This window comes from Cellulomonas sp. RIT-PI-Y (assembly GCF_025642745.1).
Classification (GTDB): domain Bacteria; phylum Actinomycetota; class Actinomycetes; order Actinomycetales; family Cellulomonadaceae; genus Cellulomonas.
Genome location: NZ_JANZKP010000010.1, coordinates 55,787 through 76,961 on the forward strand (window position 1 = coordinate 55,787; position 21,175 = coordinate 76,961).

Below are 21,175 nucleotides of genomic sequence, written 5' to 3' on the forward strand. Positions count from 1 at the left end.
CATGACGCAGAGCTACCGTCCCGAGGGCCTGGAGGACGCGTTCACCGAGGGGGGCGGCACGCCGCCCGCCCAGGTGCCGTCGATCGGGGTCGTCGGCTGGCTGCGCTGGATGTGGCGGCAGCTGACCAGCATGCGTGTCGCCCTGCTGCTGCTCATGCTGTTGGCGGTCGCGGCGGTGCCCGGCACGGTCTGGCCGCAGAACGCGCAGGACCCGGACAAGGTCGCGACCTATCTGACCGATCACCCGTCGCTGGGTCCGTTCCTGGACCGGTTGCAGGTCTTCGACGTGTACTCGTCGGTCTGGTTCTCCGCGATCTACCTGCTGCTGTTCGTCTCCCTGGTCGGCTGCATCCTGCCCCGGTCGAAGACGCACTGGCGCGCGATGCGCGGTCGTCCGCCCAAGGCGCCCCGGCGCTTCGACCGGTTCCCCGCCCAGGCGGCCGGTGAGGTCGGCGGCACGCCGGAGCAGGTGGCGCGGACCGCCGCCGGGCTGCTGGGCGCCGGCCGGCGGTTCCGGGTCGACGTCAAGGACGAGGGCTCCGGCGTCTGGAGCGTCGCCGCCGAACGCGGGTACCTGCGCGAGACCGGCAACCTGGTGTTCCACCTCGCGCTGGTCGGGCTGCTGGTCTCGGTGGCCGCCGGGCAGCTGCTGCACTACCGCGGCCAGGCGATCATCGTCGAGGGACGGGCGTTCGCGAACACACAGAGCGACTACGACACCTTCGAGGCCGGGGCCGCCTTCGACCCGTCGTCGCTGTCCCCGTTCAGCCTGCGCCTGGACTCGTTCGAGAGCCGGTTCGACCCGGACACCCTGCAGTCCCGCGACTTCACCGCCCATGTCACGCTGACCGAGCCCGGTGCGGACCCCGAGTCCGAGATCATCAAGGTGAACCACCCGCTGGAGACCGGCGGCGCCAAGGTCTACCTGCAGGGCAACGGCTACGCGCCCCAGGTCACGGTCCGGAACGCCGACGGGGACGTGACCTTCTCCGGCGCGGTGCCGTTCCTGCCGCAGGACACCGTGTACACCTCGCAGGGCGTGATCAAGGTCCCCGACGTCACCTCCGGCCCGCAGATCGGACTGCAGGGGGTGCTGCTGCCCACCGCGGAGTCGATCGGCGCGGGCATCTACCGCTCCACCGACCCGCAGCCGAACGACCCGCTGCTCGCCCTCGCGGTCTGGACCGGCGACCTCGGGCTCGACGACGGCATCCCGCAGAACGTCTACCAGCTGGACGAGACGGGCCTGACCCAGGTGATGGCGGACGACGGCACGGCGCTGACCCTCTACCTGAAGCCGGGGGAGACGGTCGACCTGCCGGACGGGCTGGGCACGATCACCTTCGAGTCGCTGCCCCGCTTCGTGGCGCTGGACCTGCGGCACGACCCGTCGCTGCTGTGCGTGCTGGTGTTCGCCCTGCTGGCCTTCGCCGGGCTGGCCGCGTCGCTGTTCGTGCCGCGCCGCCGGATCTGGCTGCGCCTGCGTGACGCAGCCCCCACGGATTCTCAGGACGAAGGTCCCGGCAATGGCCGTACAGTGGTGACCGCCGCGGCGTTGGCGCGCGGTGACGACGTGGGGCTGCAGGCGGAGCTGGACCGGGCGATGGACCGGCTCCTCGGCCGGGACAAGACCGCAGCCCAGTGACGACGCGCGGGCCCAGCCCGGACGAGGACGGCAGAACATGGCAATCGGCGACATCAGCACCCTGCTGGTCTGGGCTGCCGCGACGGCATTCACCATCGCGCTGATCGCGTACTCCGTGGCCCTGGCGCGGGTGGCCGACGCCGCCACCGCCGAGCACCGCACGGAGCGTGCGCGCAAGATCGCCGCGGCGAAGGCGGAGAAGGCGGCCGTCGGCGCCGGGGGCGGCCTGATCCTCCCGGTCGAGGACGCCGAGCCGCCCACGGAGGAGCCGGTCCCGGACGTCGCCACGACCTCCCGTGCCGCCAACGGCATCGCCCGCAGCACCTCCTGGCTCGGACTGCTGCTGCTCGGGGTCGGCATCGTGACCCGGGGCATCGCCGCCGGTCGCTGGCCCACTGCGAACATGTACGAGTTCACCCTGGTCGGCACCCTGGTGGCCGCCGCGGTGCTGGTCCTGGTGCAGCGCCGTCGGGTGATCCCGTTCCTCGGCGTGCTGGTGATGGGCATCGCGGTGCTGGCCCTGGTGCTCGGCCTCAACGCGTTCTACGTCCAGGCCGACGCGGTGCAGCCCGCCCTGCAGAACTACTGGCTGGTGATCCACGTCGGCGTGGCGATCTCCGCCACCGGGGTGTTCACCGTCGCCTTCGCCACCTCGGTGCTCCAGCTGCTGCAGGACGGCCGGGAGAACGGCCGTTCGCACGTGGAGAAGAACCGCGGTCTGGCGCGCTGGCGGGTCACCGGCCCGGCCTGGGCCTGGCTGCGGACCGTGCCCTCCGCCCGGCAGCTGGAGGCGCTGTCCTTCCGGCTGAACGCGATCGGCTTCGTGCTGTGGACGCTCACCCTGATCGGCGGCGCGATCTGGGCCGAGCAGGCCTGGGGCCGGTACTGGGGCTGGGACCCCAAGGAGGTCGGCACCTTCATCGCCTGGGTGGTCTACGCCGCCTACCTGCACGCCCGGACCACCCGGGGCTGGGCCGGCCGCCGCGCGGCGTACTTCGTGTTCGTCGGCTACGCGACCGTGCTGGCGAACTTCACCGTGGTGAACCTGTTCGTCAACGGGAAGCACTCCTACTCGGGGCTCTGAGCCGACCCGTCGGGATCGGCGTCGCCCTGCTCGCGGCGGCGACGCCGCTGGTCCTGCTCCAGCCGCCACAGGAAGTCCGGGTCGTCGTCCGGTGCCACCGGGCCGCGCTGCCCACGTGAGGGCCCGGCCGCGGGCGTCCCGGCACTGCCGCCGGACACCGGACCGCCGGCACGCGCCGCGCGCTGCGAGCGGCTGACCGCGAACCACAGCACCGGGCCGAGGATCGGGAAGACCACCACGATCACCAGCCACAACCCGGCCGGCAGTCCGCGACGGTCGTGCTCGTCGCTGTTCGTCACGTCCACCGCCGCGTAGACGGCGAGGGCGATGATCAGGAGGAAGAGCAGGACGCGGGCCATGCCGTCCAGGGTAGACGGCCGTGGCGCGGGCGCACCGGGTGATCCCGGGCCCCGGCGGCGCGTGACCGTGCGGGCGCGTGCCCGCGTTTTCACGCAGGCACGCTCACGGCCCGGGCGCCGTCGCGCTGTGATCGAGGTCGACCGCGCGTGACGGGTACCTAGAGCCTCCCGGGGCGATGTGGTCGGAGTTCCACCTAATTCCCTCGGCCGCACCCCCTACCAAGGCGGGCCCGTCCACTCACTCCGCGCACGCAACTCCGGTCCTCACGGACCGAGGTGGTCACATACCGCGCATCGCCGCCATTCCCTGGCTGCCCGGTTGTGCATCGCCACGAGTGTCCGCGGTCCGGGTCGGGTACCACTAGGAGTCCTCTCGTGTCCTCGCTCACTCATCTCCTCGCGCCTCCGTCGCGCCGGGTCGCCCGGACGGGCGCCTCGTTGCTGGCGGTGACGGCGCTCGTCCTCGCGATGGTCACCGGCGTGACCCCGGTGGCACGCGCCGCCGACGCCGCGGCGATCACCGCCTCGATCAGCTACGACGGCACCGCCCCGTTCGACGCCGACGACGCGCCGGGGAACGACTCCGGTGCCGCGAACGGCGTCGTCCGGTCGATGGACCGGATCGGCTACCAGCTGTCGGTGACCCCGGCCGCGGTCGGGGTGGTCACCGTCCAGGCGGTCGCCCCGGCCGGACTGCAGTGGCAGTCCGAGTCGTTGGCCGGGTTCGACGGGTCGATCGACGGGCAGACCATGACCATCAACCTGGACGCGCAGGGCACGGCGCCGATCGTGTTCTCCGTGGTCGCCAAGGCGCTGGCCGTCGCGAACGGGACCGTGCTGCCGGTCACCTTCACCTCCGGCGCGGTCTCCTCCGACCCCCTGTCGGTGACCGTGTCCTCGACGCCCTCGTTGCGCACCATGAGCTACGGCGAGCGGCAGGACAGTGGGATCGTGGCTGCTGCGGGGACACCGTACGAGGGACAGCTGGTCAACCGGTTCATCACCACCTACGGCCTCTACATGCCATTCGACGCGACCAAGGGCGCCTTCGGCTTCGAGTCGCTGTCCGATCCGATCACGCTCACCGTGACCAAGCCCACCGTCGGCTCGGGGTGGGAGGTCGAGCAGTGCTCCGCCGCGCAGTCCGGGGTCGCGGACTACTACCCGAAGGCCTCCGGCGGCGGCGCGAACGGCGCGGTCGACAGCGGGACTTGGACCTGCGTGGACAACGGTGACACCGTCACGATCACCATCACCGGGCTGGACTCGATGCTGAGCAGCTACCCGACCAAGAACGCCAACGGGACCGGCCGGAGCAACGTGGCCTGGATCGGCACCGGTCAGATCATCTGGCAGCTGCCGATCGCCGGGATCGAGGACGGCGCGACCGCGTCGTTCCCGGTCACCGTCGTCGACCCGACCTCCGTCTCCGGCGTGCCGGTGCCCGGCGTGAACGGCTCCGTCGCGTCCTTCGCCCTGTCCGCGCCGGTGGAATACACCTACAACGTCTCGATCCAGGGCCAGGTGCGCTGGCCGAGCGGGCAGTGGGGCACGACCGGCGGAGCCGGCCTGATGCTTCCCGGCCGTGTCGTCGAACCGAGGTGGCAGCTGACCACCCAGAACGTGATGCAGCACGAGCTCACCGGTCTGTACGGCTGCATGCTGTGGGACAACTCCCTGTTGAGCTACGCGCAGGGCCGCTCGATCACGCTCTCCGATGACGCCGCGAACTGGACGTTCGAGTACGGCACCGCCGCGTACGGTGGCGAGGCCGAGCGTCAGACCGCCGACTGCGGCATCGTGGGCGACGGTGCCGCCGGCTGGTACGGCTCGGTCGCGGACGTCCCCGGTGGAGCTGCCGCGATCACGGGCGTCCGTATGGTGCGGACCACACCGCTGCCCGCCCAGACGATCACGAAGGTCACGTACGCCCCGCCGCTGACGATGGCGGCGGCCGATCTGCCGCTCGGCACCTACCTCCCGGTGTACACGCAGTTCGGTGCGGACCAGATTCCGCTCCAGCAGTCCACCTACGTGGCCGCCACGAACGCGAACACCGCGTCCGGCGGTCGGGTTGCCGTGAACCACGTGGCGCTCAGCGGCACGGTGAGGTGGGACGTCACCGAGACCCAGTCCCTCGGTGAGGTGCGCACGGTCTCCCTGGGGCGCACGCTCGGTCTGACCGGTTACGGCTCGGTGGCGAAGGACGTGGTCCACACCGTCACGCTGCCCGCCAGGGTCACGCTGCAGAGCGGGTCGTCCCGCTGGCAGGACCAGGCGATCACTCCGGACATCACCGCGAACGCCGATGGCACGACCACGCTGGTCTACCACCTGGGCGACGTGGCCGTGGACAGCGTCGGGGCCAACGACCCCGTCACCTTCTCGGTGACCCTCGACCCCGCGATGGCCATGCCCTCCACTCTCGTCGTGAGTGGCACGGTCGCTTCCCCGTCCGACACCGCCACGGCCAGGACGGCGGCCACCTCGAGCCTGGCGGTCAACGCACCGCAGAGCATCCAGGTCAGCAAGACCACGAACGTCACCTCGACCACGGCGGGCACCCCGGTGACCTACACCGTGTCCTGGGGCAACCGGACCTCGGACGACATGGGCGACAGCAGCTTCGTCGACCTGCTCCCCTTCGACGGGGACGCCCGCGGCACCACCGGCCTGAGCGGTCTCGTGCTGAACTCGGTCGACGTGGTCTCCGACACCTCGGGGGCGACGGTGCAGTACACCACCGACGACCCCGCGGCCGTGCAGTCCGCCCTGGTCGGCGACGTGACCGGCGGAACCGGCATCTCCTGGACCACCGGCATCCCGGCGGCCGACAGCACCGAGGTCACCGCGCTCCGGTTCGTCCCGAGCGTGCCGTTCACCACCGGTGCGATCGGCAAGGCCGAGATCACCCTGACCCCGACCGCGCTCGAGTACGGCGGCACGCTGGTCAATTCCGTGGACGGCTCCGTCGACGGCTGGTCGGTGGACCTGCGGAACGCCGCCACGGTGACGCTGGACTCCAGCGCCTCCCAGGTGACCGGCAACGTCTTCAACGACCCGGACTTCGCGTTCGCGCGGACCGAGAACTCGACCGGCGTCGCCTCGCCGGTGGTGCGGATCGTGAGCGGCTACGCCTTCGGCCCGGACGGGGACGACAACGGCGGCGAGGGCGACGACGTGCCGCTGGCCGAGCCGATCACGGCGCTCGTCGGTGCGGACGCCGCGGCCTACCTGGACGACCCGCAGGTCGGGGACTTCGTGTTCCCCGGCCTGGCCCCGGGCAGGTACGACGTGCAGGTCACCCCGGCGGCCGGGACCCACGTCGGCGTCCTGCCGGACCTGGCGAGCAACGACCCGCTGACTGGTCTCAACGTCGGCAGCGTCGCCCATGACGTGGTGATCGCGCCGAGCACCCTGGTGACCGGCCTGGACTTCGGCATCCAGCGGAACGTCTCCGTGCCCCAGGCCCAGCCTGACGAGGCGCGGGTCGGGGTGGAGGCCGCCGAGGTGGTCATCCCCGTGCTGACCGACTCGACCGCGGTGGACACCGAGGCCCAGGTCGCGCTGAACACCCGGGCCGACACGCTGGAGGGCGACACCGCGACGGTCAGCGTCGCGGACGGCCAGACCACCAGCCAGGTGAGCGTGGACGCGGACGGGCAGATCGTCTACACGCCGAACCAGGACCTGATCGACGGCTGCACCGCGGCCGGCGGCGAGGCCTGCACCGAGCAGCTGGAGTACACGCTGACCGACTGGCTGGGTCAGTCCGGCACCGGCCTGCTCACCGTCACGGTCCAGGCGGCCCCGGCCGTCACCGGTGGCACCGCCGCCGTGGCACTGGGCAGCGACGCGACCTTCGACGCCGCCCCGGTCACCGTCGGCAGCATCGCCTCCGCGACGGTGGTCCAGGCCCCCGAGGCCGGGACCGTCACCACGAAGGCCGACGGCACCGTGACCTACCGGGCCGGTGACGCCGAGGCGGGCGCCTACACCTTCACCGTGCGGTTCACCGACGACCTGGGCCAGAGCAGCACGGCCACCTACTCGGTGTCCGTGGTGGACGGGCCCGGCGTGATCGGCGGTACGGCAGTGGTCCCGCTCGGCGGCAGCCACACCTTCGACGCCGCGCCGGACAGCGCCACGGGCATCGTCTCGGCCGAGGTCGTGCAGACCCCGACCGCCGGGACGGTCACCGCCGACGTCTCCGGCGAGGTGACCTACGACGCCGGCACGGCCGTCGCCGGGGTGTACCGGTTCCAGGTGGCCTTCACCGACGACCTGGACCAGACGGCTATCGCCGCCTACACGGTGACCGTGCAGGGCGACCCGACCCTGACCGGGGGATCGGCCGTGGTGCCGATGGCGGGGTCGCACACCTTCGACGCCGCGCCGGTCACCACCGGTGAGATCGTCTCGGCGGTGGTGACCCAGGCCCCGGCCGCCGGTGCCGTGACCGTCACGGCCGCCGGATCGGTGGTGTTCGACGCCGGTGACGCCGCCGCGGGTGTCTACGCGTTCGACGTCACCCTGACCGACGACTTCGGGCAGACCGGCTCCGCCCACTTCCAGGTGACCGTGCAGGCCGCTCCGGTGGTCAGCGGGGACACCGGGCGCACCGGGCAGCGCGGCACGCTCACGTTCGACGCGGCTCCGGTCACCACCGGCAGCATCGCCACGGCCGTGGTCGGTGCCCAGCCGGCCGCGGGCGGCGTGACGGTCACCGCCGACGGTGCGGTGATCTACCGGGCCGAGGGGGCGGACGGCGGGGAGTACCCCTTCACCGTCGACTACACCGACGACCTCGGCCAGACCGGCACCGCGGCGTTCACCGTCACCGTGCAGGCCGTGCCGACCGCCACCGGCGGCTCCGCGGTAGTGGCCGTGGGCGGGACCCACGAGTTCGACGCCGCGCCGGTCACCGGCGGCCGGATCGCCGCGGCCACCGTGTCCCAGGCCCCGGGCCAGGGCGGCGCGACCGTCGACACCTCCGGCGCGGTGACGTTCACCGCCGGTGACGCCGCTGCCGGGGAGCACGCCTTCGTGGTGACCTTCACCGACGACCTGGGGCAGACCGGCACCGCCCGGTTCGTCGTCACGGTCCAGGGTGCTCCGGTCGTCACCGGGGGTTCGGTCGCGATCCCGCTCGGTGGCACGCACACCTTCGACGCCGCGCCGGTCACCACCGGGGAGATCGCCTCGGCCGTGGTGTCCCAGGGTCCGGCCGCCGGCGCCGTGACCGTGGACCCGTCAGGCGCCGTGGCGTTCGACGCCGGTGACGCCGCCCTCGGCAGCTACGGATTCGCGGTGGTCTTCACCGACGATCTGGGCCAGAGCGCGACCGCGGAGTTCACCGTGGTGGTGCAGGACGGCCCGACGGCGGTCGGCGGCACCGGACGGATCGGTCGGCACGGCGAGATCACCTTCGACGCCGAGCCCCGGTCCACCGGCACGATCGTCCGCGCCGAGCTGGGCACCGCCCCGACCGCCGGGACGGCCACCGCCTCCACGGACGGCGCGGTGGTCTACGCCGCCGACGGTGCCGCGGCCGGGACGTACACCTTCACGGTGACGTTCGTGGACGACTCCGGGCAGATCGCCGAGGTCGGGTTCACCGTCGAGGTGCAGGCCGCCCCGACCGCCCTGGACGTGACCGTGACCACCAAGGTCAGCACGGCGGCGACCATCGACCTGAGCGCGGCCTTCGACGGCGGCTCGGTCACCCTCGACCGGGTCTCCGCCCCGGGTCACGGCACGGCGCGGCTCCAGTCGGACGGCACCGTGCTCTACACCCCGGTCGCCGGGTACGTCGGTGCGGACTCGTTCACCTACACCGTGGCCGACGACCTCGGTCAGAGCTCGAGCGGTACCGTGCGCCTGACGGTCCTGGCCACGGACACCGGCAACGAGGACGACACGGTCCCGCCGGTGGTCGTCACCCCGCCGGGCGTCGCCGCCACCCGGTCGCCGGGTCTGATCGCCGGACCCTCGTGGCTGCCGCGGACCGGCGCGGAGGTCACCGGTGCCTCGCTGATCGCCCTGCTGATGGCGGGCGCGGGGGTCGGGCTGGTCCACGCGCGTCGCCGCCGGACGCACGGCGCGGACTGACCGAGCACGACGGTGTGGCGCCGGGGGATCCCCGGTGCCACCCCGTCCGTCCGCCCGGATCGCGCGGACGGTGCTCGGGCTCCCCGCGTAGGCTGGCCGCGTGCCCGTCCTGATCTACTCCCTGCTCCGGTTGGCCCTGTTCGCGGTCTGCACGGTGGCGCTCGCCTTCGCCGGGATGGGCTGGCTGTTCGCCGTGATCCTGGGCGCGGTGCTGGCTGGGGTGCTGTCCTACCTGGTGCTCCCCGGGCCCCGCGACCGCGCCGCCCAGTGGCTGCAGGCCCGCTCGGAGCGCCGCGGCGACCGGCCGAGGCTCTCCCGCCGCGCCCAGGAGGACGCCGCCGTCGAGGACGCTGCGGTCGACAGTGCCGCGGTCGACCATGCCGCGGTCGACGAATCCGTGGTCGAGGAGGGCGAGGCCGACCGCGCTCAGAGCGCCAGGCCCAGCCCCAACAGCACGCCGTAGCCCAGCTCGAACATCCCGGTCCCGGCCAGCACCGGCACCAGGGCGCGGCCGCGCGCGCCGAGCAGCACGGTCGTGGACAGCAGCACCGCGGGCAGCGCCAGCACCGTGACGATCAGCGCCCACGGGTTCGCCAGCGCGCAGACCAGGCCGAGCAGCACCGGCAGGCTCACCATGAGCACGTAGGCCCGGCGCGCCCGGCGCTCGCCGAGCCGCACCGCCAGCGTGCGCTTGCCGACCAGCGAGTCGGTGGGCACGTCGCGCAGGTTGTTCACCATCAGCAGCGCACAGGCGATCAGCCCGACCGCGACCGCGCCGACCACCGCGGGCCAGGTGATCCGGTCCGCCTGGGTGTAGGTGGTGCCGAGCACCGCGACCAGCCCGAAGAAGACGAACACCCCGACCTCGCCGAGGCCCAGGTAGCCGTAGGGCTTCCTGCCGCCGGTGTAGAACCAGGCGGCGAGGACGCACAGCACGCCGATCGCCAGCAGCCACCACTGCCCGCTCAGCGCGACCAGTCCGAGGCCGAACACCCCGGCGACCCCGAAGGCGGCGAAGGCGGCGGTCTTCACGGCTCGGGGACTGGCGGCGGCCGAGGCGGTCAGTCGCATCGGGCCGACCCGCTCGGCGTCGGTGCCCCGGATGCCGTCGGAGTAGTCGTTGGCGAAGTTCACCCCGACCTGCAACGCCAGGGCGACTCCGGCGGCGAGCAGGGCACGGCCGAGGTGGGCCTCCCCGATCTGGGCGGCCGCGCCGGTGCCGACCAGCACGGGCGCCGCGGCGGCGGGCAGCGTGCGGGGCCGGGAACCGGCGATCCACTCGGACAGCGTGGCCATGGGTCTCCTGACTCAGTGGGTGAGGCGGTCGGCGGCCAACGCGGCCACTCCCCGGCGGTCGATCTTGCCCGGTCCGCGCACGGGCAGGCCGTCCAGCACCAGTTGGTGGCGTGGTGCGGCGGCCGGGCCGAGTGCGGCGGCGACGAGCGTACGGACGGTACCCGGATCGGGCTCGGCGGCTCCGGGGTGCAGCACCAGGACGGCGGTGACCGCCTGGCCCCACTGCGGGTCCGGCACCCCGACCACGCAGACCTCCGCCACCGCGGGCAGGTCGGCGATCAGGCGTTCGACCGCGGCGGGCGGCACCTTCTCCCCGCCGGTGATCACGACGTCGTCGGCACGGCCGAGCACGGTCAGGCGGCCCTTCGACCAGCGGCCGAGGTCGCTGGTGTGCAGCCACCGGGTGCCGTCGTCGTCGGTGCGGAAGGTGTCGGCGGTCAGCTCCGGGCGGTCGCGGTAGCCGGTGGCCAGCATCGGTCCGCTCAGGGCGATCCGCCCGTCGTCGTCCAGCCGCACCCGGACGCCGTCCAACGGGACGCCGTCGTAGACGCACCCACCGCAGGTCTCGGACATGCCGTAGGTGGTCACCACCCGGATGCCGCGGTCCCGGGCGTCGGCGACCAGCGCCCCCGGTGCGGCGGCCCCGCCGAGCAGCACGGCGTCGAAGCCGACCAGCGCGGCGGTGGCGGCGGGGTCGGCGAGCACCCGGATCAGCTGGGTCGGGACCAGGGAGACGTAACGCGGCCCGTCGGCGGGCACCCGGCCGGCCGCGGCCAGGAAGGACTCGGCGCGGAACGGTCCGGTCAGCTCCACCGGCGCGGTTCCCGCGACCACCGACCGCAGCACCACCTGGAGTCCGGCGATGTGCGCGGTGGGCAGGGCGAGCAGCCAGTGGCCGGGGCCGGACAACCGCCGATGGGTCGCGTCCGCGGAGGCCCGCAACGCCGCGGCGGACAGCAGGACGTCCCGGGGTGCGCCGGTCGATCCCGAGGTGCGGACCAGCAGCGCGACGTCGTCCGGGACGTCCGCGCCGGGGTCCGACGGCCCCACGTCGCCGACCGGCAGTACGGCCGGACCGGTGCCGTCCAGGGCGGTGGTGAGCGCGTCGATCAGCCCGGCGACCGGGACGGCGGGGACGACTCGGACACGGCGGTTCACCGGATCAGCGTAGGTCCGCCCGTACAGTGGTCGGCGTTCTGTCGCGACCGAAGGAAGCCCGATGTCCGCCATGAAGGCCCGCCGCCGCCCCCGTCGTCCGGCGGGAGTCGTGCTCGGCGCGTGCGTCGCCCTGCTGCTCGCCGCCTGCGCCACCGGGACGCCCGATCCGACGGTCAGCACCGCCGCGCCGACGCTCGAGCCGAACAAGGCTGCGGTCGCCGAGCCGGAGCTGCCGGCCGTCTGGCCGCTGACCGGTGAGGCGGGGGAGATCGTCAACCGCCCCGCGCTCGCGGTGAAGATCGAGAACACCGCCGTCGCCCGGCCGCAGAGCGGGCTGAACCAGGCGGACGTGGTCTGGGAGACCATCGTCGAGTTCGAGGTGTCGCGGCTGGTCGCGGTCTTCCAATCCGAGGTCCCGGACGAGATCGGCCCGATCCGCTCGGTCCGCCCGATGGACACCGCTATCACCTCCCCGCTCAACGGGCTGCTGGCGTTCTCGGGCGGTCAGCCGGGCATCCTGGCGATGGTCGCGGCCAGCCCGGTCCAGGCGCTGAGCCACGACTCCGGTGTCGACGGCATGTACCGGCTGAAGTCCCGGTCCGCGCCGCACAACGTCTACGCCACCCCGACCACCCTCTGGTCGCAGGCCGACGCGGAGCACCAGAACGGCCCCGACCAGCAGTTCAGCTTCGCGCGGTCCGCGGAGCAGGCCAGCGCGGTGGTGGCCGGTGCGCCCGCCACCCGGCTCGACTTCCGGCTGTCCGGGCAGTCCAGCCCGGCCTGGGAGTGGAACGGCGAGGTGTGGCAGCGCTGGGAGGGCTCGACCCCCGCCACCGATGCCGCCGACGACACCCAGGTGCACGCGGACAACGTGGTCTCCATCGTCGCCGCGCACCCGAACACCGAGTTCGGCGCCCAGAACGGCGCACCCGTGCCGACCTACACCCTGGTCGGAACCGGCACCGGCACGCTGGCCACCGGCGGCAAGACCGTCGACGTCACCTGGCAGAAGGACTCCGAGTCCGCGCCGATGAAGCTGTTCCTGGCGGACGGCACCGAGGCGACGCTGGCACCGGGCAACACCTGGGTCGAGCTGGTCCCGGCGGAGACCGGGTCGCTGACCGTCTCCTGACCTGGCGGCTCAGTACATGTAGCCGAATCTGCCCCAGTCCGGGTCCCGACGCTCCAGGAAGGCATCGCGTCCCTCGACCGCCTCGTCGGTCATGTACGCCAGCCGGGTGGCCTCACCGGCGAACACCTGCTGTCCGGCCAGGCCGTCGTCGGCCAGGTTGAAGGCGAACTTCAGCATCCGGATCGCCTGCGGGGACTTGGTGGCGATGATCCGCGCGTACTCCAGGGCGGCGACCTCGATCTGGTCGTGGTCCACCACGTCGTTGATCGCGCCCCAGTCGTAGGCGTCCTGCGCGGAGTACTCCCGGGCCAGGAAGAAGATCTCCCGGGCCCGCTTCTGCCCGACCTGGCGGGCCAGCAGCGCGGAGCCGTACCCGCCGTCGAAGGAGCCCACGTTCGCGTCGGTCTGCATGAACCGGGCGTGCTGGCGGGAGGCGATGGTCAGATCCGCGACCACGTGCAGCGAGTGCCCGCCCCCGGCGGCCCAGCCGTTCACCACGGCGACCACGACCTTCGGCATCGTCCGGATCAGCCGCTGCACCTCCAGGATGTGCAGCCGTCCGGCGCGGGTCGGGTCGATCTGGTCGGCGTTCTGGCCCTCGGTCGAGTCGGTGGGGGCACCTCCCGCTTGCGGGGGATAGCGGTAGCCGTCCCGGCCCCGGATCCGCTGGTCGCCGCCGGAGCAGAACGCGTGACCGCCGTCCTTGGGGGAGGGGCCGTTGCCGGTGAGGAGCACCGTGCCCACGTCGGAGCTCATCCGGGCGTGGTCCAGCACCTGGTAGAGCTCGTCGACGGTGTGCGGGCGGAAGGCGTTGCGCACCTCGGGCCGGTCGAAGGCCACCCGGACCACGGGTAGATCGCGCGGCGCGGGACCGGTCCGGTCGACGCCACGGTGGTACGTCAGGTCGGTGAGCCCCTCGAATCCGGCGACCGGCCGCCAGCGGGTCGGGTCGAAGGTGTCGGACACGGGGGCGGGCAGCTGGTCGGTCACGTCCGTCAGCGTAGGCCAGCGAGAATAATGGTACGATCGTACCACTTACGGGACGTGCGACGGCGGAGAACCCACCCGGCGCGTCGTGTGCTTGCCGGGCGACACGCCCGGATCGGGGGTTGATCGAGATGGCCTGGATCGTCCTGATCCTGTCCGGACTGCTGGAAGCCGGCTGGGCGCTGAGCCTCAAGGCGTCGGAGGGCTTCAGCAGGCTGTGGCCGAGCGTGTCGTTCGTGGCGCTGCTCATGCTGTCGATGGTCGGGTTGAGCTGGGCGCTGCGCACGCTCCCGGTCGGTCTGGCCTACGCCGTCTGGGTGGGGATCGGCGCCGCCACCACCGCGGTGCTCGCCATCGTCTGGCTCGGCGAGGGCGTCTCGGTCGGCAAGGTCGTCTCCCTGGCCCTGATCGTCGCCGGCGTGGTCGGCCTGAACCTCACCTCCACCGCGGCGCACTGAGATGACCGGCGGCGGCACGGCGAAGGGCGCTCGCCGACGCGAGCTGATCGCCGCTGCCGCCGCGGCACTCGTCCTGGAGCAGGGGCCGGGCTCCCTGAGCCACCGGGCGGTGGCCGCCCGGGCCGGGGTGCCGCTGGCGGCGACGACCTACTACTTCCGGGACCTGGACGACCTGGCCGCGCAGGCCGGAGGCGCACTGGTCGACGGCTGGGCGGCGCACGCGCGAGAGGTGCTGGAAGGGCTGGACGGGGCGGCGCCGATCGAGGACCCGGCGGAGGTGCTGGTACGCGCGCTGCTCCCGCCCGGCGACGACACGGCCGTGCGCGCCCACCACGAGCAGGTGCTGGCGCTGGGCCGGAACCCCCGGCTGGCGGCCGCGGTGGGCGCGTCCCGGGTCCGGCTCGACGTGGTCCTGCGCGAGCTGACCTCGGTCGCCCTGGCCGGGACCGGCGCACACGGGCTGAGCCCGGCGCTGGTGCTCGCGGTGCTGGACGGGGCGGTGGTGGCCGCGGTCAGCGAGGGCCGGCCGGTGCGTGGGCACGCGCACGACCTGGTCGCCGAGCTGATCGCGGTGGCGAGCTGATCCGCTCGCACCGCACGACGGCCGGGCCCGGGACGCGGTGAGGGGCCGCACCCCACGGGATGCGGCCCCTCACGCGGACCATGTGCCGCGGGTCGGCCTAGTTCACGTAGTACCAGACCTGGGCCTGGTAGGCGACCGACCCGGTCGACACCTTGCTGCAGGTCGTGCTCGTCTTGTAGATCCCCTGGACCTGCAGGTCCTTGATGTCTCCCCGCAGTGCCGTCTGGCAACCGCTGAGCGTGCTCGAGGCGATGATGTAACTGCTGACCGTCGCCGCCTGTGCCGGTGCCGCGAGGGCGACGCCGCCCGCTGCGAGCAACCCGGCGGTGGCGACGGACGTGCCCAGCGTCTTCATGGAACGCTTCATGACTCTTTCCCCCTGAGTGTGTGGAACGTCCTTCGATCCTGGACGGGGCCCTGGTCGGCCGCAACCGGGCCCGCGCGGGCGCCCCGCACCGCCTACCCTGATCACGTGCATGTCTATGCGATCGGCCTGCGGACCCGGTTCCGCCGGATCACCGTCCGCGAGGGCGTCCTGGTCGAGGGCCCGGCCGGTTGGGGCGAGTTCAGCCCGTTCTGGGACTACGACGCCGCCGAGTCCGCCGCGTGGTGGCGCGCCACCCGGGAGGCCACCGAGCTCGGCCCGCCCGCCCCGGTCCGCGACCGGGTGCCGGTGAACGTGACCGTCCCGGCCGTCGGCCCCGAGGCCGCCGCCCGGATCGTCCGGGAGTCCGGCGGGTGCCGGACCGCCAAGGTGAAGGTGGCCGAACCCGGGCAGTCCGCCGCGGAGGAGGCCGATCGGCTGGCCGCCGTGCGCGACGCGCTCGGAGCGGACGGCGCGATCCGGGTGGACGCGAACGGCGGCTGGGACGTCGACACGGCCGTGGGCCGGCTGCGACTGCTGGACCGGGCCGCGCGGGGGCTGGAGTACGCCGAGCAGCCCGTGATGTCGGTGCCGGACCTGGCCCGGGTGCGCCGGGCGGTGGACGTGCCGATCGCGGCCGACGAGTCGATCCGCCGGGCGCAGGACCCGTTCGCCGTGGTCCGGGCCGAGGCCGCGGACATCGTGGTGCTGAAGGTGCAGCCGATCGGTGGGGTGCGGGCCTGCCTGGAGCTGGCCGAGCGGATCGGACTGCCGGTGGTGGTGTCGTCGGCGATCGAGACCTCGGTGGGGCTGGCGGCGGGGGTGGCCCTGGCCGCGGCGCTGCCCGACCTGCCCTACGCCTGCGGTCTCGCCACCGCGCAGCTGCTCACCGACGACGTGACGCCGCACCCTCTGCTCCCGGTGGACGGTGCGCTGGACGTGGCCGCCGCCCGTGCGCTGCGACCGGACCCCGCGCGACTGGCCGCCACCGCCGCCGACCCGGAGACCGCCGCGCGGTGGCGGTCCCGGGTGGACGAGGTGCTGGCGGTGGCCGGATGACCGCCCCCGCCCCGCATGCCGCCCGGGTGCTGCTGCAGGCGCTCGCGGCCCTGGGCGTCCGGGACGTGGTGCTGGCCCCCGGTTCCCGGTCCGCCCCGTTGGCCTACGCGCTGGCAGCCGCAGCGGGCTCCGGCCGTCCGGAACACGCGCCGGACCTCCGCCTGCATGTGCGCGTCGACGAACGCGTCGCCGGATTCCTCGCGCTGGGACTGGCCCGGGCCGCCCGGGAGGAGGGGACGCCGCGACCGGTCGCGGTGGTCACCACGTCGGGCACCGCGGTGGCGAACCTGCACCCGGCCGTCATGGAGGCCCATCACGCCGGGCTGCCCCTGCTGCTGCTGACCGCCGACCGCCCGCACGAGCTGCGCGGCACCGGGGCGAACCAGACCACCGAGCAGTCCGGGATCTTCGGCCCCGCGGTCCGGCTGGCGCTCGATGTGCCGGCACCGACCGGCCGGGACGGCGAGGACCGCGATCTGCGCCATCTGGCCAGTCGCGCGGTGTCCGCCGCGATGGGCGCGCGGACCGCCGACCCGGGTCCGGTGCAGATCGACCTGGCGTTCCGTGAGCCGCTCACCCCGGACGACGACGCCTGGCCGGCCCCGGATCGCGCCGGACTGGTCGAGGTCCGGCCCGCCCCGGTGGTCGTGCCGGAGCTGCCGGTACCGGAAGGGCCGGTGGTCGTGGTCGCCGGTGACGGTGCCGGGGACCGTGCCCGGACGTTGGCCGAGGCGGCCGGGTGGCCGCTGCTCGCCGAACCGTCCTCCGGGGCGCGCTCCGGTGCCCACGCGCTCGCTGCCTACCGGATGCTGCTGGACCGCCCGGAGCTCGGTGGGCGGATCCGCTCCGTGGTGCTGCTCGGGCGGCCGACGCTGAGCCGCCCGGTGTCCGCGCTGCTGGCCCGCGCCGACGTCGACCTCACCGTGATCGCCCCGACCGGGGCCGACTGGCCGGACGCGGGACGGGCCGCCGACCGGGTGCTCGCGGACGTGCCGCCGACCTGGCTGCGCGAGGCGACGGGCGACCCGGCCTGGCTGCGCGACTGGCAGCGGGCCGACGCCCGAGCGGCGACCGCGCTCGACGCCGAGCTGTCGGAGGCCGGGCCCGCGTCGGCCCGGGCACTGCCCGGGCCGGTCGTCGCCGCCGGGGTCGCCCGCGCCACCCGGCCCGGTGACGTGCTGGTCCTCGGCTCGTCGAACCCGATCCGGGACGTGGATCTCGTCGCGCGCTGGTCCGACCCGGTCACCGTGCTGGCCAACCGGGGTATGGCGGGCATCGACGGCACCGTCGCCACCGCGGGCGGTGTCGCACTCGGCCTGCCGGGTCGGCGGGTGCGCGCCCTGCTGGGCGACCTGACCTTCCTGCACGACGTCGGCGGGCTGCTCCACCTGGATGCCGAGGAGCTGCCGGAACTGCAGATCGTAGTGATGAACGACGCGGGCGGGTCGATCTTCGCCACCCTGGAACACGGCGCGCCCGAACGGGCCGAGGTCTTCGAGCGGATCTTCGGCACCGCGCACCGTGCCGACCTGGCCGGGCTCTGCGCCGGCTACCGGGTCCCGCACCGTCTGGTCCGCACCCGCGCGGAGCTGACCGAGGCGCTCGGCCGCCCCGCGCCGGGCACCAGCGTGGTGGAGGTCGTCGTGGACCGGGACGACCGCCGGGGGCTCACCGAGCGGCTCTCGGCTGCGGTGCGGGCCGTGCTCGGGGGAGAATCGTCCTGAGGCATCGAGGATTCGCAGGAGACTCCCAGGTTCCCCCGAGGCGCGCTCCAGCGAGATGGGGTCAGATGATCCCCGAGGAGGAGGTAGACCCCATGAGCACCACACCCGAGTCCGACGGCACCCCCGGCGAGGACCAGCAGGTCCCCGCCGAGTCGACTGACCAGGCGGCCCCGCAGCAGGTGCCGGGAACCCCGGCGACCGAGCCGATCGCGGCGACCGAGGCGCATCCCACGTCGCCCGTCACCGAGCCGGTGTCGCAGCACCCGCAGGAGGCGCCGACCCAGCGGATCGCCCCGGCGACCACCCAGGCGTTCCCGCAGGCCGGGCAGCCGGCGACGCAGCCGCTGCACGCGCCGCTCGACGGCCCGGCCCCCGCGCCGCAGGCCCAGGAGTCCGCGCCCGGACCGGGTCAGCCGCAGCAGGGCGTCTTCGCGGGCCCGTACGGCGCCGCCCCGGAGACCTCCGACGCCGAGCACGCCAACGGCGGTCCGGAGTACCCGGCGGCGTTCGGCGCCCCGGCCCCGGCGGACCAGCAGCCCCCCGCGGAGAAGAAGCAGCGCAACCCGATCCTGATCCCGATCGTCGCCACCGCCGTCGTCACCGCGCTGCTCGCCACCGGCGGGTCCGCGCTGGTGTTCCACGCGATGGACGGCGGCGGCTCCGGCACCGGCGCGGCGAACATCGCCACCCTGGGCCAGAACAGCGCAGCGGGGGTGCCGGTCTCCGGCTCCACCGTCGAGAACCCCGACTGGCAGGCCGTGGCCTCCGCGGTCAAGGACTCCGTGGTCGCGATCCAGGTCGTGACCAGCGCCGGTGAGGCGGAGGGATCCGGCGTGATCGCGGACGCCGACGGCAACATCATCACCAACAATCACGTGGTCTCCGGTGCCCAGGACGACCAGGTGCAGGTCACGCTCACCGACGGCCGGATCTACACCGCCGACGTAGTGGGCACCGACTCCACCACCGACCTGGCCGTGATCCGGTTGCAGGACCCGCCGTCGGACCTGTCCCCGGCCGCGATGGCCGAGACCACGCCGACCGTCGGCGACCCGGTGATGGCGGTCGGCAACCCGCTGGGCCTGGCCAACACCGTGACCACCGGCATCGTGTCCGCCCTGGACCGGCCGGTGTCCACCACCGAGACCGGCTCCTCGGAGACCGTCGTCACCAACGCGATCCAGATCGACGCCGCGGTGAACCCGGGCAACTCCGGCGGTCCGCTGTTCAACGCCCAGGGCGAGGTCATCGGGATCACCTCCTCGATCGCGACCACCTCCAGCGCCTCCGGCTCGATCGGTCTGGGCTTCGCGATCCCGATCACCCTGGCCCAGGCGGTCGCCGGTCAGCTGGTGCAGGACGGTGTCGCCGAGCACGCCTTCCTCGGCGTCGGCCTGAACGACGGCACCGCCACCGCCGACGGGGTCACCCGGGCCGGGGCGCAGGTGATGTCGGTGTCCGCCAACTCCCCGGCGTCCGAGGCCGGTCTGCAGACCGGTGACGTCATCGTCGCCATCGACGACAAGGTGGTGGCGGGTGCCGAGTCGCTGACCGGCTACGTCCGCACCCACGCCTCCGGCGACGAGGTCACGCTCACCGTGGTCCGCGACGGCACGTCGCTGACGGTGGACGTGACGCTGGCGGTCCGGGAGGAGGACGGGACCAGCTCCGGGTCGGGTTCCTCCGGCGGTTCGGGCGGTTCCGGCCAGGGCGGCTCGGGTCAGGGCGACCAGAACGGCCAGGACGACTCCGGATCGGGCGACGGGTCCAGCGGCTCGGACGGTTCCGGCGACGGCCTGGAGAACATGACTCCCGAGCAGCTCTGGGAGTGGTTCCAGCAGCAGCAGGGCGGCGACCAGGGCTGAGTCGCCCGCCGGCGCGTGCTGGCCGGTCCGGGAGGTGTACCCCCTGCCCTTCCCGGCCCGGAGACGACCCCCGCACCCGTGTGGTGCGGGGGTCGTCGTGCGTTCAATCCGAGCCGAGCGCGTCCCGCATCGGCACCAGCTTGGCCCGGGACTCCGCGAGCTCGGACGCCGGGTCGGAGGCCGCGACGATCCCGCAGCCCGCGAACAGCCGCAGTCGGCGGGGGTCGTCCGGGTCCAGCTCGGCGGAGCGCAGGCCGATGCCCCACTCGCCGTCGCCGTCCGCGCCCAGCCAGCCGACCGGTCCGGCGTAGCGTGCCCGGTCCATCCCCTCGATCCGGCGGATCAGCTGCCGCGCGGCGTCGGTGGGGGTGCCGCACACCGCGGCGGTCGGGTGCAGCGCGGCGGCCAGCCCGAGCGAGGTGCTGTCGGTGTCCGGCGCGAGCACACCGGTGACGTCGGAGGCCAGGTGGAGCACGTTCGGCAGGTGCAGCACGAACGGCACGTCCGGCACATTGGTCGAGGAGCAGAACGGCGCCAGGGCGTGGGCGACCGAGGACACCGCGTACTCGTGCTCCTCCAGGTCCTTCGACGAGTGCGCCAGGATCGCGGCCCGGGCCACGTCGGCCTCGTCGTCCCCGGTCCGGCGGATGGTCCCGGCCAGCACCCGGGAGGTGACCAGGCCCTTCTCCGACCGCACCAGCAGCTCCGGCGTCGCGCCGATCAGCCCGTCCACGCTGAACGTCCAGCAGGTCGGGTACCGCTCGGACAGCCGGCCCAGCGCATGGCGGACGTCCAGCGGCTCCGCGGTGTGCGCGACCTCGTCCCGGGCCAGCACCACCTTGTCCAGCTCACCGGCCCGGATCGCGGCCACCCCGCGGGCGACCACCTCGGTCCAGTCCTCGGCGGGGACCGACCCCGCGGTGTAGGTCACCTCACCCGGCGCGGTGACCGGTGCCAGACCGGCACGATGCGCGGCGATCAGCACGGCGTCCGGCGCAGGGCCCAGGTTCCCGGCGGTCTCGATCACCGTCAGCCAGGCCCGGCCCTCCCTGCGGCCGACCACCACCCGTGGCACCACCAGGGCGCCCCCGGCTGCCGACTCGTCGTCGAAGGCGAAGGACCCGAAGGCCACCGGCCCGGTGCCGGGCAGCTGCACCTCGTCCCGGACCACCGCGTGCGCGATCAGTCGCTGCCAGGTCGCCTCGGCCTCGGCGAACCGCCGCGCGCCGGTCACGTCCACCCGCACCGCCTCGCCCCACCCGACCAGACCGTCCCCGCGCCGGACCCATGCCAGCGGGGCGTCGGCGGGCAGCAGGGAGAGCAGGTCGTCGGGTGCGTCGAGGGCGACGG

Annotated in this window: 16 protein-coding genes; 10 read left to right on the top strand and 6 right to left on the bottom strand. The window is 73.8% G+C overall.

Annotated features, from left to right (window positions below):
* The first annotated feature begins 1 nt into the window (after position 1).
* Complete coding sequence (locus tag OGL89_RS05505; protein WP_263118892.1) at positions 2–1,645, top strand: cytochrome c biogenesis protein ResB; 1,644 nt, start codon at positions 2–4, stop codon at positions 1,643–1,645.
* 37 nt (positions 1,646–1,682) lie between these two features.
* Positions 1,683–2,729, top strand: coding sequence for a c-type cytochrome biogenesis protein CcsB (ccsB, locus tag OGL89_RS05510; RefSeq protein ID WP_263118893.1), 1,047 nt, complete (start codon positions 1,683–1,685; stop codon positions 2,727–2,729).
* Here the strand turns inward: ccsB and OGL89_RS05515 are convergent.
* The gene (locus tag OGL89_RS05515; protein WP_263118894.1) at positions 2,714–3,088 is read right to left on the bottom strand and encodes a PLD nuclease N-terminal domain-containing protein; all 375 of its coding nucleotides are present in this window, start codon (positions 3,086–3,088) and stop codon (positions 2,714–2,716) included. The genes ccsB and OGL89_RS05515 overlap by 16 nt on opposite strands.
* 375 nt (positions 3,089–3,463) lie before the next feature.
* On the opposite strand from OGL89_RS05515, the gene OGL89_RS17135 reads away from it, so the two are divergent.
* Complete coding sequence (locus OGL89_RS17135) at positions 3,464–9,199, top strand: tandem-95 repeat protein (RefSeq protein WP_263118895.1); 5,736 nt, start codon at positions 3,464–3,466, stop codon at positions 9,197–9,199.
* A gap of 100 nt (positions 9,200–9,299) precedes the next feature.
* Positions 9,300–9,662 carry a DUF4229 domain-containing protein gene (locus tag OGL89_RS05525; RefSeq protein WP_263118896.1) on the top strand — a complete coding sequence of 121 codons (363 nt, stop codon included), beginning with the start codon at positions 9,300–9,302 and terminating at the stop codon, positions 9,660–9,662.
* Here OGL89_RS05525 and OGL89_RS05530 read toward each other — a convergent pair.
* Both OGL89_RS05530 and menE read right to left on the bottom strand, forming a co-directional pair.
* Positions 9,626–10,495 carry a 1,4-dihydroxy-2-naphthoate polyprenyltransferase gene (locus tag OGL89_RS05530; protein ID WP_263118897.1) on the bottom strand — a complete coding sequence of 290 codons (870 nt, stop codon included), beginning with the start codon at positions 10,493–10,495 and terminating at the stop codon, positions 9,626–9,628. The two genes, OGL89_RS05525 and OGL89_RS05530, sit on opposite strands and share 37 nt — an antisense overlap.
* Before the next feature lie 12 nt (positions 10,496–10,507).
* Positions 10,508–11,653 carry an o-succinylbenzoate--CoA ligase gene (menE, locus tag OGL89_RS05535; RefSeq protein WP_263118899.1) on the bottom strand — a complete coding sequence of 382 codons (1,146 nt, stop codon included), beginning with the start codon at positions 11,651–11,653 and terminating at the stop codon, positions 10,508–10,510.
* Positions 11,654–11,714: 61 nt separating this feature from the next.
* On the opposite strand from menE, the gene OGL89_RS05540 reads away from it, so the two are divergent.
* Positions 11,715–12,785 (top strand): DUF3048 domain-containing protein, encoded by a 1,071-nt coding sequence (locus OGL89_RS05540; protein ID WP_263118900.1) that lies wholly within the window; start codon positions 11,715–11,717, stop codon positions 12,783–12,785.
* 9 nt (positions 12,786–12,794) lie between these two features.
* Here OGL89_RS05540 and OGL89_RS05545 read toward each other — a convergent pair whose 3' ends face one another.
* The gene (locus OGL89_RS05545) at positions 12,795–13,775 is read right to left on the bottom strand and encodes a 1,4-dihydroxy-2-naphthoyl-CoA synthase (protein ID WP_263118901.1); all 981 of its coding nucleotides are present in this window, start codon (positions 13,773–13,775) and stop codon (positions 12,795–12,797) included.
* A gap of 128 nt (positions 13,776–13,903) precedes the next feature.
* On the opposite strand from OGL89_RS05545, the gene OGL89_RS05550 reads away from it, so the two are divergent.
* Entirely contained in the window at positions 13,904–14,230 is a 327-nt protein-coding gene (locus OGL89_RS05550) for a multidrug efflux SMR transporter (protein WP_263118902.1), read from the top strand.
* Position 14,231: 1 nt separating this feature from the next.
* On the top strand, positions 14,232–14,813 hold the full coding sequence (locus tag OGL89_RS05555; protein ID WP_263118903.1) for a TetR family transcriptional regulator: 582 nt from the start codon (positions 14,232–14,234) through the stop codon (positions 14,811–14,813).
* 97 nt (positions 14,814–14,910) lie between these two features.
* Here OGL89_RS05555 and OGL89_RS05560 read toward each other — a convergent pair whose 3' ends face one another.
* Positions 14,911–15,180, bottom strand: coding sequence for a hypothetical protein (locus tag OGL89_RS05560; protein WP_263118904.1), 270 nt, complete (start codon positions 15,178–15,180; stop codon positions 14,911–14,913).
* Between the two features lie 105 nt (positions 15,181–15,285).
* Here OGL89_RS05560 and OGL89_RS05565 point away from each other — a divergent pair, with 105 nt between their 5' ends.
* The 3 genes from OGL89_RS05565 to OGL89_RS05575 all read left to right on the top strand — a co-directional run bounded on the left by OGL89_RS05565 (position 15,286) and on the right by OGL89_RS05575 (position 19,825).
* Positions 15,286–16,236, top strand: coding sequence for an o-succinylbenzoate synthase (locus OGL89_RS05565; protein WP_263118905.1), 951 nt, complete (start codon positions 15,286–15,288; stop codon positions 16,234–16,236).
* Positions 16,233–17,960, top strand: coding sequence for a 2-succinyl-5-enolpyruvyl-6-hydroxy-3-cyclohexene-1-carboxylic-acid synthase (gene menD / locus OGL89_RS05570; RefSeq protein WP_263118906.1), 1,728 nt, complete (start codon positions 16,233–16,235; stop codon positions 17,958–17,960). The genes OGL89_RS05565 and menD overlap by 4 nt, the downstream gene beginning before the upstream one ends.
* A gap of 92 nt (positions 17,961–18,052) precedes the next feature.
* A complete protein-coding gene (locus OGL89_RS05575) occupies positions 18,053–19,825 on the top strand; it encodes a trypsin-like peptidase domain-containing protein (protein ID WP_263118907.1) in 1,773 nt (590 codons plus the stop codon).
* 103 nt (positions 19,826–19,928) lie between these two features.
* On the opposite strand, the gene OGL89_RS05580 is transcribed toward OGL89_RS05575, so the two are convergent.
* The coding region (locus tag OGL89_RS05580) for an isochorismate synthase (RefSeq protein ID WP_263118908.1) at positions 19,929–21,175 on the bottom strand (1,247 nt) is incomplete at its 5' end.